The organism is Cobetia sp. MC34, from assembly GCF_018340035.1.
Taxonomy (GTDB): domain Bacteria; phylum Pseudomonadota; class Gammaproteobacteria; order Pseudomonadales; family Halomonadaceae; genus Cobetia; species Cobetia amphilecti.
Window position 1 is genome coordinate 67064 of record NZ_JADPPY010000007.1, and the last position, 13618, is coordinate 80681.

Consider the following 13618-nt stretch of genomic DNA (forward strand, 5'->3'; position numbering starts at 1 on the left):
TTTCGTTCGCGACTTTGAAATGGATGACACATGACGCAGGAAACATCTGGTCAAGCTCAACTGGCACTGCTGGGACATTTCCAGCTGACGTTGGGTGATGACACGCTGACTCAGTTCAGCTACGACAAGGTCAAGGCGCTACTTCTGCATCTGCTGCTGCATGATCAGGCCGTCTCCCGTGCCGGGTTGGCGGAGTTGCTCTGGCCGGATCAGGGACTGTCCTCCGGACGGACCAACCTTCGCCACGCCTTGCACTGTCTGCGTCAGAGTCTCGGCGAAGAGGCCGACAACCTGTTGACGGTGTCGCGTCAGACCATCGCGCTCTCGCTGCCGGAACACTGGGAGCTTGATCTCGACGAGCTCAACGGCCTGCTGCTGGCGCCGCCCTCCGTCGCCATCCTGGGGGAGATTCTCACCCTGTATCGTGGCGACCTGGTCGAGGAGCTCTCCTTGACCCAGTGCCCTGACTTCCAGCGCTGGATGATCAAGGTGCGTGGCGAGTGGCGTCAGCGCGTCATCCAGTTCGCCGAGCGGGTGCTGGCCACGGACGAGCCGCTGCCCGATGACGTGCTGCGCACGCTGGTCAGCCGCTTCTCCGGTTACGGCCCCTTCCATGAGCGTCTCGTGCGTCAGCTGGCCGAAGGCGGCCAGTCGGCCGCGGCCCATGAGCAGTTCAATGCCTTCCTGCAGCAGCTGGCGCTCTCCGGTCAGCAGCCGGACCCCGGTTTCCTGCAGCTGGCGCGCTACTGGTCCGATGGCAAGAGCGAGACCATGAGTGCCATGACGCCGCAGGGCGCCATCTCACGGACCCTGTCGCTGGATAGCGCGCCGCTGCGCGAAGAGGAAATCGATCACCGTCAGCTGTCGGTCATGGCCATTCGTCTGAGCGTCAAGGACAGTCATCGTGACCGCGTCTGGGCGCGTGCCTGTCTGACGCTGCAGATCGAACTGTTGCGCTGGCTGGAGCAGCAGTGTCATCACCTGGGCGGCTTCTGGCTGCCGGGCGCCACGGGTGGTGTGGGCCTGGCATGTTTCGGCACCCACGGCCCGGCGCATCAGCTCGCCGAGCTGGTCGCGCTCTATGAGCACTGCAGCAAGGCGATCCCCGACGAGATAGCCAAGCTGTGGGATGGCGAGGGCAAGCCGCCGGCCTTCTCGCTGTCGGCGGGCCTGCACTCCGGTCAGGTCATCTACCTGCCGGAGCGTCAGCTGGGCGACCCGCTGGGTCAGGTCACGCAATATTCCCTCGAGTTGATGACCGCCGCCGAAGGCAGCGAGCTGGTGATCTCCCAGGAAGCCAGTCAGCACATGCCGCCGGCACTGGACCTGCAGCCCCGCTTGACCTCGCGCCTGTTGGCCGCTGACGGTCGCGTGCGTCTGCGTGCGCTGGTGCTGGGCAGCAGTGTCGCCACCCGCGAATCCTCATTGCCGACCTTGATCGGTCGCGAGGGCGAGCTGCGTCGTCTGCGCGATGCGCTGGCCCGCGCCAGCATCGGCCTGCGCCAGAGCGTGCTGGTCAGTGGCAACTCCGGCATGGGCAAGTCGGCCCTGATGGTCAATTTCCGTCAGCTGGAGCAGAGCCAGGATGTCGGGCTGTGCTGGATGCCGACCACGCGCCTCTCGCAGCTGGAGCCCTACAGTGTCGTCACGGCGCTGATTCGCTGGCGTCTGGACGGCAATATCGATCGCGAAAGCGTCGAGCAGTTGTTCGAGTCTTCCGAGGCGTTGCAGGGCATCAGCGAGGAAGTGCGTCTCTCTTTCCATGCGGTGCTCGGCACGGCGGAAGATACTGCAGAAGATGAAGTGCTGATCCAGTCCAGCGAGACGGTCGAACGCGTCGTGCGCGTGCTGCATCTGGTGATCGAGAAGTCAGCCAGCCTGCGTCCGCTGGTGATGATGATCGATGACCTGCAGTGGCTCGACGAGCCGTCGCTCAAGGTGCTGGCTGGCCTGCAGGCGCGTCTGCCGATCAACATCGGCTTCATGCTGGCCGCGAGCCACAACGGCCGCGACAGCCTGGCGGTCAAGCTCAACTGGGACCAGCACATCGCACTGGGTCGCCTGGACCCGATGCAGGTCTCGCGCCTGCTGTCGCACCTGTCACGTCGCTATCGCCTGCACCTGAGTCCGCGCATGCGCAGTCAGCTCATCGAGCGCTGCGATGGCGTGCCGCTCTACCTGCAGGAAATCTGCCGTCGTCTCGACATGGACCGCCGCGAAGGGCGTCCGGTGCAGCTCGACGAGTTGCCCAAGGGCCTGATCGGCCTGCTCTCCAGTCGTATCGATCAGCTGGAAGAAGGGCGCGATGTCGCCCACGCCGCCGCGGTATTGGGGCGTGTCTTCAAGCTGAGCTTCGTGCGCCAGAGCTGTGAGTTCGAGGAGGGCCGCCTCAAGCGCGCCATCGAGAACATGCAGCGCCTGGAGATCATCGAGGCCTGCAGCAGCGACAGCGAATTCGACTACCAGTTTACCCATCAGCTGATCCAGGAAGCGGCCTACCTGTCGTGTCCGCGGGATGTGCGGCGCCGGATTCACCATCAGGTGGTCGCGCTGATCGAGGACAAGTATCCTGCCTGGATCAGTCGTCACCCCGGCTACTTCGCCGTTCACCTGCGCAAGTCGCAGAACTTCAGCCGTGCCGCGCGTTACTTCGAGCTCTCGGCGCGTGAGGCGCTCAAGATCAGCGCCAACCGCACCGCGCTCAAGATGGCGGACAACGGCCTGGCCTGTCTCAAGCATGTCGATGGCCAGGAAGAGCGCGAAGTCAGCCTGCTGACGGTACGTGGCCAGTCCGGCTTCGCGCTGGAAGGCCATGGCTCACGCATCGCCCACGAGAGCTTCGTGCAGGCGCGCAACCTGCTCAGCAGCCCGGCGCTGGTCGAGGACGACGAGCCGGACCTCGAGCAGGCCTTCATCGTCAAATGGGGCCTGTGGGTCGGCTGCAGCGAGCGCCATGCCCACGCCGATGCCTTCGCGCTGGCCTCGGGCCTCAGCGAGCTGGCGGAAGAGCTTTCCGATGATCGCTATCGTCGCCTGGCTGACTATGCGCGTGCCCACTGCGAGTTCTGGACTGGTCGCGTGCGTGTGGCGGGCGAGCACCTGGATGAGATCGATCCGGTCAACCATCCGATGGTGCTCGAATGGCTGCCGTTCAGCGATCACCCACAGGTGGCGGCTTCCTGTCTGCAGAGCTGGACATCGTGCCTGCGCTGCGACTACGTGAAGGCCGAGCAGCAGGCCGAGGCGGCGATTCGCATGGCCGAGCAGATCGGTCAGCCCGGTTCGCTGGCGATGGCGCTGATGTTCTCCACCTCCCTGTATCGCCAGCTGGGTCACACCCATCTGGCGACCCAGCGCGCAGAGCGGGCCCTGGAAGTGACGCGTTCAGCGGACCTTCACCTGTGGCACATGGCCGCGCATGGCGTGCTGGGCTGGGCGCGGGCGATGAACGGCGACCGCGATGGCCTGTCCATGCTGCAGTCGAGCATGAACGAGTTCGCCGAGCTGACCGGACGCGAGCGTCATCAGCGTCCCAACCTGTGGTACATGGACGCCGTGATGGCACTGGGCGAGCACGCTGCCGCTGAGGAATACATGGAGAAGGTGCTGCTGGTCGCCCAGGAGCGCAATTCCTTCTACCTGTCAGAAGTCAGCTATCTGGTCGCGAGCCTGCGCAGTGCTCAGGGCCTGCCGCTGGAGAAGGTGCGCTCCCTGATCGAGCAGGGGCTGTCCTACTCCATCGAGCAGGAAAACACTCACCATGAGGCCATGGGGCTTGCCACTTGGCTGCGTCTGGTCGATGCCCATGATGCCGAGCGGTGTCAGCGTCTGAAGGTATTGCTGGAAGAGCTGCCGAGCGCCGATGCCCCTGCGGTACTGGGCTGGCATCAGCTGGTGGAGATCGCCGAGGGGCGTGCGCGCCGCAAGGCGTCGTCCCCGGCCTGAACGAAGCGTCTGGCGCAGCGAAGCGCCTGATACTGTGAGAGCGTAAGAAAAGCCCCGCTGCCGTGATCGGCAGCGGGGCTTTTTGGTGTGTGCAAGCGATCAGCCGTGGGTGATCGCATCCACCAGCGGCAGCGCAAATTCACGCAGCTCCGGCCCCCGGCCACGGGCGATGATGTCGAAGGCCTGAGTCGGGCGCCAGTCGCCGAGCACGATGCGGCGCGCCGGCTCGCCATCGATCTCGAGTTCATGCACCGCCGGGCGATGCGTATGGCCATGGATCAGCGTGCGCACGTCGTGCTCACGCATCTCGCGCACCACTTCCTCGGGCGTGACGTCCATGATCGCCTCGTCCTTCTCGCTGTTGGTCTCGCCGGACTGCATGCGCAGTGACTGGGCCAGCGCCAGACGCTGCTCCAGCGGCATGGCCAGAATCTGCGCCTGCCACTGAGGGTCGCGGGTCATGGCGCGGAACTTCATGTAGGCCTCGTCGCGGGTGCACATGCTGTCGCCGTGCATCAGCAACACGCGCTCGCCGTCCAGCTCGATCACGCTCGGGTCGGGCAGCAGCGTCACGCCGGCCTCGGCCGCGAAGGTCTCGCCGACCAGGAAGTCGCGATTGCCGTGCATGAAGAAGATCGCGGTGCCGCGCTCGGCGATGCGCTTGAGCGCAGCGCTCATGCTGTCGGTGAAGTCGTTGCGATAGTCATCGCCGACCCAGACCTCGAAGATGTCACCCAGCAGGAACAGGCGCTCGACGGCAGGCTGGCAGGTAGCCAGACGTGCCAGATAGTCGAGGAAGCCCTGGGCGATCTCGGGCGTGTCGGGTTGCAGGTGCAGGTCGGAGATGAAGAGGGTGGTGGCAGTCGTGTTCATGGTCGGGGTCCGCGAAGGTGGGCGGTCAGCAGGGCATCGCAAGGGCGCACTGCCGTGGGAGTTCATAACGCAAACCGCCCAGCCTGACACTCGCGATCACGAGGCAAGGCCGGGCGGCAGGCACGCCTTGCGGCGTGATCAGGCGAAATCGCTTATTCGGTGATTTCAGCGCTGGTGATGATCACGTCTTCCGCCGGCACGTCGGCGTGGCCGTCGCGACGGGTGGTCTTGACCGCTTCGATCTTCTCGACCACGTCCATGCCTTCGACGACCTTGCCGAACACGCAGTAACCCCAGCCTTGGCTGGTCTTGCTGGTGAAGTTCAGGAAGTCGTTGTCATTGACGTTGATGAAGAACTGGGCGCTGGCGGAGTGCGGGTCCATGGTGCGAGCCATGGCCACGGTGCCGCGGTCGTTCTTGAGGCCGTTGTCGGCTTCGTTCTCGATCACGCCATTGGTCGGCTTCTGGTTGAAGTCGGTGTCAAAACCACCGCCCTGAACCATGAAACCCGGAATGACGCGGTGGAAAAGGACATTGCTGTAGTGGCCTTCACGCACGTACTGCTCGAAGTTGGCCGCGGTCTTCGGGGCCTTCTCGTGGTTGAGTTCGAGGGTGATATCGCCGTAGTTGGTGTGAAGAACGATCATTCGGGCTTCCCGGTCATCTGTCTTGCTCAAGTGTCAGGCAGGCGCGGCTTCATGGCATCGCCTGCGGGCGTCGCGCTATAATAGCGGCTTTGCATCCAGACACGAAAGCCTGAGCGGGCGGCAGGCGCGTGGATGCAGCCCCGATCATCCGTCTTGTTGTCCTTGCGCACGTTCGTTCAACCACATGACGACCCGCAATACGACGCCCAGGAACCACACAGAGGTGCAGCGAAACTTCATGAGTACCGAGACCCAGAGCGCCCCGAACTTCGTGCTTAACCAGATCCGCGAAGAACTCGAGGCCGGCCGTGCCGATAAGGTTGTCACGCGTTTCCCGCCGGAGCCCAACGGCTTCCTGCATATCGGGCACGCCAAGTCGATCTGTCTGAACTTCGGTCTGGCGCAGCAGCTCGGTGGCGATTGTCACCTGCGCTTCGATGACACCAACCCGGCCAAGGAAGAGCAGGCCTATATCGACGCCATCAAGGAAGACGTCGAATGGTTGGGCTTCGAGTGGGCCGGCAAGGTGCGCTTCGCTTCCGATTATTTCGACCAGCTCTATGCCTGGGCCCAGCACCTGGTGCGTGAAGGCAAGGCCTATGTCGATGACCTGTCGCCGGACGAGATTCGTGAATATCGTGGCACGCTGAAGGAGCCGGGTCGCCCGAGCCCTTACCGTGAGCGTAGCCCCGAGGAAAACCTCGATCTGCTCGAGCGCATGAAGAAGGGCGAATTCGGCGAGAGCGAGAAGGTGCTGCGTGCCCGTATCGACATGGCGGCGCCCAACATCAATCTGCGTGATCCGATTCTCTATCGTATCCGCCATGCCAGCCATCACCAGACCGGCGACAAGTGGAAGATCTACCCGTCCTACGATTTCACGCATGGTCAGTCCGATGCGCTGGAAGGCGTGACGCATTCCATCTGTACGCTGGAATTCGAGGACCATCGTCCGCTGTATGAGTGGTTCCTGGCCAACCTGCCGGTACCGGTCACGCCGCGTCAGATCGAGTTCGCGCGTCTGAACCTGGATTACACCGTCACCTCCAAGCGCAAGTTGAAGCTGCTGGTGGACGAAGGCGTCGTCGATGGCTGGGATGACCCGCGCATGCCGACCATCTCGGGCATGCGTCGCCGTGGCTACACGGCCGCTTCCATCCGCAAGTTCTGCGACATGATCGGCGTGAGCCGCGCGGATGGCGGCATGGTCGAGATCGGCATGCTGCACCACGCCATCCGTTCCGACCTGGAAGACAACGCACTGCGGGCCATGTGCGTGCTCAATCCGCTCAAGGTGGTGCTGACCAACCTGCCGGAAGGTCACGAGGAAGTCTTCGAGGTGCCCGGCCATCCGGCACGTGACGACATGGGCACGCGCCAGATTCCGCTGACCCGTGAGCTGTGGATCGACGCCGATGACTTCATGGAAGATGCGCCGAAGAAGTTCTTCCGTCTCGCGCCCGAGAAGGAAGTGCGTCTGCGCAACGGTTACGTCATCCGCTGTGATGAAGTGATCAAGGATGAGGCCGGCGAGATCGTCGAGCTGCGTTGCAGTGTCGACCTCGATACCCTCGGCAAGAACCCGGAAGGCCGCAAGGTCAAGGGTGTCATCCACTGGGTCAGCGCCGAGCACGCGGTGCCGGTCGAGGTGCGTCAGTACGAGAACCTGTTCCTGGAAGCCGAGCCGGACCGTGACAAGGATGTCGACTTCCTTGAGCACCTCAATCCGAACTCGCTGAGCATCGTCAAGGGCTTCGGTGAGCCGAGCCTGCGCAATGCCGCGCCGGAAACGCGTTACCAGTTCGAGCGTATCGGCTACTTCGTCGCCGACCGCCATGACTGCGTCGATGGCGCGCTGGTCTTCAACCGTACCGTCAGCCTGAAGGACGGTTGGGCCAAGGCCCAGAAGAAGGGTTGATGGCAGCCAGGCCTCCTGCGGGAGGTCTGCTGGCATGACTTTTGACCCGCTTCACGGCCCGCAGGCTGATCCTGTACCTTCGATGACGAAGCTGCATGACCGGCCTGCGGGCCGCTCCATTTCGCAAGGCTGACAGCGCACTGTCAGCAAAGTAGCCAAGGGCGATGACTGAATGATTTCACTCGAAGATGCCGCGAGCACACTGTCCATCTACAGTACCCTGAGCCGGACCAAGGCACCCTTCGTGCCATTGGAAGGCAACAAGGTGCGCATGTACGTCTGTGGCGTGACGGTCTATGACCTCTGTCATATCGGCCATGCGCGTGTGATGGTGGCCTTCGACATCATCACGCGTTACCTGCGTGCGCGTGGCTATGACGTCACCTATGTGCGCAACATCACCGATATCGACGACAAGATCCTCAAGCGTGCCGACGAGAATGGCGAAGCCTTCGAGGCGCTGACCGAGCGCATGATCCAGGCGATGCATGAAGACGAGGGGCGTCTGGGGATCCTGCGCCCTGATCGCGAGCCACGGGCGACCGCGCACATCGGCGATATCATCGCGATGACCGAGACGCTGATCGACAAGGGCTTTGCCTACGCGGCCAGCAACGGTGATGTCTACTACCGTGTGCGTCGTTTCGAGGGCTACGGCAAGCTCAACAACCGTCAGCTCGATGACATGCAGTCCGGCGCGCGCGTGGAAGTGGAAGAGGCCAAGGAAGACCCGCTCGACTTCGTGCTGTGGAAGGCCGCCAAGCCGGGCGAGGCCAGCTGGCCGTCTCCCTGGGGCGCGGGCCGTCCGGGCTGGCATATCGAGTGCTCCGCGATGTCGACCTGCTGCCTGGGCAACACCTTCGATATCCACGGCGGCGGGCCGGACCTGACCTTCCCGCATCACGAGAACGAGATCGCCCAGTCCGAAGCCGCCACTGGCCAGCAGTATGCCAATGTGTGGATGCACGCCGGCGCGGTGCGTGTCGGGCAGGACAAGATGTCCAAGTCGCTGGGCAACTTCTTCACGATCCGTGATGTGCTGGAGCAGCACAACCCGGAAGTGGTGCGTTACCTGCTGGTGGCCAGCCACTACCGCAGCGCGATCAGCTATGAAGCCAACTCGCTGGATGAGGCGCGTCGTTCGCTGGAGCGCTTCTACAATGCGCTGGAGAACGTCACGCCCGAACAGGGCGAGGTGTCAGGCGACTGGCGGGCACGCTTCGTGGCTGCCATGGATGACGACTTCAATACGGCCGGTGCGCTGTCGGTGTTGTTCGAGCTGGCTCGCGAGCTGAACCGTGCCAAGAAGGAGGCACCGCAGCAGGCGCCGGCGCTGGCCTTCGAGTTGACCGCGCTGGGCGGCCTGCTGGGGCTGTTCGGCCAGGACCCGGCGGTCTTCCTCAAGGGCGATACTGCCGCATTGGCGTTGTCGGAAGACGAGATTCAGGCGCAGATCGAGGCGCGTGCTGCCGCCAAGAAGGCCAGGGATTTCGCGGGTGCTGACCGTATCCGTGACGAGCTGGCCGCTCAGGGCATCATCCTCAAGGATTCCCGCGAGGGGACGACCTGGGTGCTGGAAGGCTGATGCCGTTGGCATGACGCATTGTCGCCGCGAAAATGTCACCGCGAAAAAAACCGCCGCCCCGAGAGGGGCGGCGGTTTTTTATGGCCAGTCGGGCGGGGTCGCCGTCGGGCGGCTGCTGATCAGCTGGCGAGGCGTTTGACCATGGCCTCGACTATGCGCGAGGACTGACGCGCGGCGACGTGCAGGAATTCCTCGAAGGACTGGCTGTTGTTGTCCTTGCCGGCGATGTCAGACAGCGCACGGATGACCACGAACGGCATCTCATAGACGAAGCAGGTCTGGGCGATGGCGGCGGCTTCCATCTCGGCGGCCAGCATGTCCGGGAAGCGTGAGCGAGTCAGTGCGACCAGTTCCGGGTCTGCCATGAAGATGTCGCCGGTGCAGATCAGGCCTTCACGCGCCTTGATCTCGCCCTGGGCTTCGACGCACTCACGCGCGATCTTCACCAGTGCCGGGTCTGACGGGTAGGCGGCCGGCATCTGCGGCACCTGGCCGTATTCGTAGCCGAACACCACGGCATCGACGTCGTGGTGACGCACTTCGCTGGAGATGACCACGTCGCCGATCTCCAGATCAGAGGCGAAGCCCCCGGCGGAACCGGTGTTGATGATGGCGTCCGGCTGGTAGCGCTCGATCAGCTGGCAGGCGCCCACGGCGGCATTGACCTTGCCGATGCCGGACTGCAGCAGCACGATCTTGAGACCGTGCAGCTGGCCGACGTGGAAGGTGGAGCCGGCATGTTGAGTCGTGGTGCTGTCTTCCAGCAGCTCGGCGAGGATGGCGACTTCCTCGGCCATGGCGCCGATGATGCCAAGTGTCTTGAGGGACATGGTGAAATCCTGAAGCAGGGCCTGCGGGGCATCCTGTCATGCGATGCCCCGCGGCCGGGGGAGGTGTCAGCGAGAGGGTGCGTGCTTACTTGCCGGCCAGCTGGGCATCGTGCAGCTCGGCGGCGAACAGGGTGTTCTCCAGCAGCGAGGCAACGGTCATCGGGCCGACGCCGCCCGGAACCGGCGTGATCCAGCCTGCGCGCTCCGCCGCCGGGGCGAACTCCACGTCACCGACCAGCGAGCCGTTGTCGAGGCGGTTGATGCCCACATCGATGACGATGGCGCCTTCCTTGATCCACTCCCCCTTGACCAGGCCCGGCTTGCCGACGCCGACCACGACGAGGTCTGCCTGGCGGACCTTGCTCTCCAGGTCCTTGGTGAAGCGGTGGCAGACGGTGGTGGTACAGCCGGCCAGCATCAGCTCCAGTGACATCGGGCGACCGACGATGTTGGAGGCGCCCACGATGGTGGCGTCCATGCCGCGCACCTGCAGGCCGCTCTCGGACAGCAGCGTCATGATGCCCTTGGGAGTGCAGGGGCGCATTACCGGCAGGCGCTGCGCCAGACGACCGAGGTTGTAGGGGTGGAAGCCGTCCACGTCCTTGTCGGTACGAATGCGCTCGAGAATCGGGCGTGAATCGAGATGCGCCGGCAGCGGCAGCTGCACCAGGATGCCGTCGATGCTGGTGTCGTCATTCAGCTGGTCGACCAGAGCTTCCAGTTCCTGCTGCGTGGTGTCAGCGGACAGGCGGTGCTGGGTGGAGAGAATGCCAGCCTTCTCGCAGGCGAGGTGCTTGTTGCGGACATAGACCTCGGACGCCGCGTCTTCACCGACCAGCACGACGGCAAGCCCCGGAATACGTTCACCGGCATCACGACGCGCATCGACCTGACGGCCTACCTGTTGGCGTACGCGTTCGGCAATGGCCTTGCCATCTATCAGTTGTGCTGACATCAGCGATCATTCCTTCTCGTGGGCGATAAATGCAGGAGGGACAACGATGGCCAATTTTCGCATGCCTTGCCCTCCAGTCAACGCCGAATGACGACCTTGGTCGAAAGCTGTCATGGGTGTCAGGTCTTTCGCAGGCATTCGCAGGTCAGATGACGGCGCCAAGTCACAGGCAAGAGTGGGGTCATGCCATGCGGTTGTCGCCTTGACGCTCCCTCTGTAGAGGCGCAAGCAGAGGTAGAAGCAAGGGGGGAGACAAAGGGTGAAGCAGAGAGCGGGGTAAGGAGAAGGCTGGGGCAGATGGGAGAGGGCGGATGGCAGAGAGGCAGAAGGCGTGAAGACGATAGTCAGTCCACCGGCGGCGCTCAGCCGTCGCAAGTCATCACTGCGTCAGCGGCAGAAGCGATGACAGGCGTGGCGCCTTCTATCAGCAAGGAGAGATGTTGGAGGCTGCAGGGATGAAAGCCCATGACATGACATTGGCATGACAGCGCGAGGGGGCAAACGATTCTTTTGGAAAGAATTCACGTAAGGGCTTGACCGCAGACGAAAGTTCGGTAGAATACGCCTCGCATCGACGGGGTTCGACGGTCGGTTGAAGACGGTTTCGGGATATAGCGCAGTCTGGTAGCGCGCCTGCTTTGGGAGCAGGATGTCGGGGGTTCGAATCCCTCTATCCCGACCACTTGAATACAACGTATCGCAAGGCTTCGGTCTTCTGAAACAGTATTCAGGGCTTTGTCCGGAGGTTGACTCGCAGCATTAGTTTCTGCGCCTATAGCTCAACCGGATAGAGCAACGGCCTTCTAAGCCGTAGGTTGCAGGTTCGAGTCCTGCTGGGCGTGCCATCGAGATGACGTTTGTCATCGAAGTGGATGTCGGAATGCTCTTCATTGAGCCTGATGACTGCGACCAGACGATGTGAAGATGTTCATGCAGTGGTGGGTGTAGCTCAGTGGTAGAGCCCCGGATTGTGACTCCGGTGGTCGTGGGTTCGAACCCCATCATCCACCCCATTGCATGTCAGCTTGAGCAGTATCAACGAGATGGAGACGGCAGGCTTTCTGTCCAACCTCCAGAAGTGGTGGGTGTAGCTCAGTGGTAGAGCCCCGGATTGTGACTCCGGTGGTCGTGGGTTCGAACCCCATCATCCACCCCACGTCTCGATGAATATCAGGATGCTGCCTGGCCCACTTGGGCGGGCGGCATGCCGCAAAAGGGGGAGAAGGCCAATGGCTTTCTCCTCCTTTTTTTTGGTTTTTTCGCACTGCTCCATGCATGACGATTCCGGGTTGCCGGGCGCTCCAGGTGCCTGTCTGGCGGGTAGGTGGAGCAGAAAATGGCCGGGGTCCTTGAATAACTTGGACCAAGGCACCATATGAAAGGGTCATATCCGCGCTTGCCAGCGCGTGGCGGGGTTTCTACAATCTTCGCCTTTATGATTCGAACGCCACCAGTGGGTAGAGGAACTTTCATGCAAGCTTCTGTCGCAACGACTTCTCCGATCGAGCGCACGGTCACCATCACGGTGCCGGCTTCTGAAGTCGACCAGGCCGTCAACGCCCGTCTTCTGGAAACCGCCAAGACCGTTCGTCTGAACGGCTTCCGCAAGGGCCACGTGCCGATGGCAGTGGTGCAACAGCGTTACGGCAAGGACGTGCGCAACGAAATCGTTGGCGAGATCATGCGCCAGCATTACGTGACCGCCGTCACCGAAAACGAACTGAACCCGGCTGGCTGGCCGAAGATCGACGCGACCGTCGATGAAGCCGGCAAGGATCTGGAGTTCGTCGCGACTCTGGAAATCTACCCGGAAATCGAACTGAAGCCGATCGAAGGCGCTGAAATCGAGCGTCCGCAGGCTGAAGTGACCGACGCCGACGTCGAAGAGATGATCGAGACCCTGCGCAAGCAGAACGCCTCCTGGACCGACGTCGAGCGCGCTGCCGCCGACGGCGACCAGGTCAAGATCGACTTTGAAGGCTTCCTCGGTGAAGAGGCCTTCGAAGGCGGCAAGGCAGAAGGTCACGAGCTGGTGCTGGGCTCCAACAGCTTCATCCCGGGCTTCGAAGAACAGCTGGTCGGCGCTGCTGCCGGCGACGACAAGGAAGTCAAGGTTTCCTTCCCGGCTGACTACCAGGCCGAGCACCTCGCCGGTCAGGAAGCGACCTTCAAGGTCAAGGTCCACGCCGTCAAGGCTCAGGAACTGCCGGAAGTGAACGAGGAGTTCATCGCCCAGTTCGGTCTGGAAGCTGCCGATGTTGAAAGCTTCAAGGTGGAAGTGAAGAAGAACATGCAGCGTGAGCTGAAGAACGCGATCGAGAATCGCGTCAAGCAGCAGGTGCTGGCCGAACTGACCAAGGCCAACGACATCCTCGTGCCGCAGGCTCTGGCCGACCAGGAAATCGACGGTCTGAAGCGTCAGGCTGCACAGCAGTTCGGTCTGGGCGAAGACTTCGACGTCTCCCAGCTGCCGGGCGAGCTGTTCCAGGACCAGGCGGTCCAGCGCGTCAAGACTGGCCTGCTGCTCAGCGAAGTCGTCAGCAGCAACGAGATGGACGTCAGCGACGAAGAGCTGAATGCTCGCGTTGAAGAAATGGCTCAGCAGTACCAGGACCCGGCTCAGGTCACCGAGTACTATGGTTCCAACGAACAGGCTCGCAACCAGCTCAAGTCCGTGCTGCTTGAAGAGAAGGCCGTTGACAAGCTGCTGGCACAGGCTCAGGTTAAGGACGTTGCCATGTCCTACCAGGAAGCCCTGCAGGCTGCACAGCAGCAGGAAGAAGCAGAAGAAGAGTCTGCTGAAGCCGAAGGCGAGCAAGCCTGAAGCTTGGTTGACCCCTAGTGCTTGCTAGACCAGGACCCGGC

General features: G+C 62.7%; 8 protein-coding genes and 4 tRNA genes. 8 read left to right on the top strand and 4 right to left on the bottom strand.

Annotation, left to right across the window (positions count from 1 at the left end; translation table 11 throughout):
• The first annotated feature begins 30 nt into the window (after positions 1–30).
• Positions 31–3945, top strand: coding sequence for an ATP-binding protein (locus tag IZU87_RS05815; protein ID WP_213113969.1), 3915 nt, complete (start codon positions 31–33; stop codon positions 3943–3945).
• Between the two features lie 99 nt (positions 3946–4044).
• Here IZU87_RS05815 and IZU87_RS05820 read toward each other — a convergent pair whose 3' ends face one another.
• Both IZU87_RS05820 and IZU87_RS05825 read right to left on the bottom strand, forming a co-directional pair.
• Positions 4045–4818 (bottom strand): UDP-2,3-diacylglucosamine diphosphatase, encoded by a 774-nt coding sequence (locus tag IZU87_RS05820; protein WP_213113970.1) that lies wholly within the window; start codon positions 4816–4818, stop codon positions 4045–4047.
• Positions 4819–4970: 152 nt separating this feature from the next.
• Positions 4971–5465 carry a peptidylprolyl isomerase gene (locus IZU87_RS05825; protein ID WP_043331309.1) on the bottom strand — a complete coding sequence of 165 codons (495 nt, stop codon included), beginning with the start codon at positions 5463–5465 and terminating at the stop codon, positions 4971–4973.
• 238 nt (positions 5466–5703) lie between these two features.
• Here IZU87_RS05825 and IZU87_RS05830 point away from each other — a divergent pair, with 238 nt between their 5' ends.
• Both IZU87_RS05830 and cysS read left to right on the top strand, forming a co-directional pair.
• On the top strand, positions 5704–7383 hold the full coding sequence (locus IZU87_RS05830; protein WP_043331306.1) for a glutamine--tRNA ligase/YqeY domain fusion protein: 1680 nt from the start codon (positions 5704–5706) through the stop codon (positions 7381–7383).
• A 202-nt stretch (positions 7384–7585) separates the two neighbouring features.
• Positions 7586–8968, top strand: coding sequence for a cysteine--tRNA ligase (cysS, locus tag IZU87_RS05835; protein WP_213114014.1), 1383 nt, complete (start codon positions 7586–7588; stop codon positions 8966–8968).
• Positions 8969–9087: 119 nt separating this feature from the next.
• On the opposite strand, the gene mtnN is transcribed toward cysS, so the two are convergent.
• Both mtnN and folD read right to left on the bottom strand, forming a co-directional pair.
• Entirely contained in the window at positions 9088–9798 is a 711-nt protein-coding gene (mtnN, locus tag IZU87_RS05840; RefSeq protein WP_213113971.1) for a 5'-methylthioadenosine/S-adenosylhomocysteine nucleosidase, read from the bottom strand.
• An 85-nt stretch (positions 9799–9883) separates the two neighbouring features.
• The gene (gene folD, locus IZU87_RS05845; protein ID WP_054555494.1) at positions 9884–10753 is read right to left on the bottom strand and encodes a bifunctional methylenetetrahydrofolate dehydrogenase/methenyltetrahydrofolate cyclohydrolase FolD; all 870 of its coding nucleotides are present in this window, start codon (positions 10751–10753) and stop codon (positions 9884–9886) included.
• Between the two features lie 605 nt (positions 10754–11358).
• Here folD and IZU87_RS05850 point away from each other — a divergent pair.
• The 5 genes from IZU87_RS05850 to tig all read left to right on the top strand — a co-directional run bounded on the left by IZU87_RS05850 (position 11359) and on the right by tig (position 13577).
• A tRNA-Pro gene (locus IZU87_RS05850) sits at positions 11359–11435 on the top strand.
• A gap of 86 nt (positions 11436–11521) precedes the next feature.
• Positions 11522–11598, top strand: a tRNA-Arg gene (locus IZU87_RS05855).
• A 93-nt stretch (positions 11599–11691) separates the two neighbouring features.
• Positions 11692–11766: transfer RNA gene (locus IZU87_RS05860), tRNA-His, on the top strand.
• A 68-nt stretch (positions 11767–11834) separates the two neighbouring features.
• Positions 11835–11909, top strand: a tRNA-His gene (locus tag IZU87_RS05865).
• 315 nt (positions 11910–12224) lie between these two features.
• Complete coding sequence (gene tig / locus IZU87_RS05870) at positions 12225–13577, top strand: trigger factor (protein WP_213113972.1); 1353 nt, start codon at positions 12225–12227, stop codon at positions 13575–13577.
• The last annotated feature ends 41 nt before the right edge of the window (positions 13578–13618 follow it).

Bases quoted from the DNA above. Each gene is read 5' to 3' on its own strand.
- IZU87_RS05815 (WP_213113969.1), top strand. From the start codon at position 31: ATGACGCAGGAAACATCTGGTCAAGCTCAACTGGCACTGCTGGGACAT.
- IZU87_RS05820 (WP_213113970.1), bottom strand. From the start codon at position 4,818: ATGAACACGACTGCCACCACCCTCTTCATCTCCGACCTGCACCTGCAA.
- IZU87_RS05825 (WP_043331309.1), bottom strand. From the start codon at position 5,465: ATGATCGTTCTTCACACCAACTACGGCGATATCACCCTCGAACTCAAC.
- IZU87_RS05830 (WP_043331306.1), top strand. From the start codon at position 5,704: ATGAGTACCGAGACCCAGAGCGCCCCGAACTTCGTGCTTAACCAGATC.
- mtnN (WP_213113971.1), bottom strand. From the start codon at position 9,798: ATGTCCCTCAAGACACTTGGCATCATCGGCGCCATGGCCGAGGAAGTC.
- folD (WP_054555494.1), bottom strand. From the start codon at position 10,753: ATGTCAGCACAACTGATAGATGGCAAGGCCATTGCCGAACGCGTACGC.
- tig (WP_213113972.1), top strand. From the start codon at position 12,225: ATGCAAGCTTCTGTCGCAACGACTTCTCCGATCGAGCGCACGGTCACC.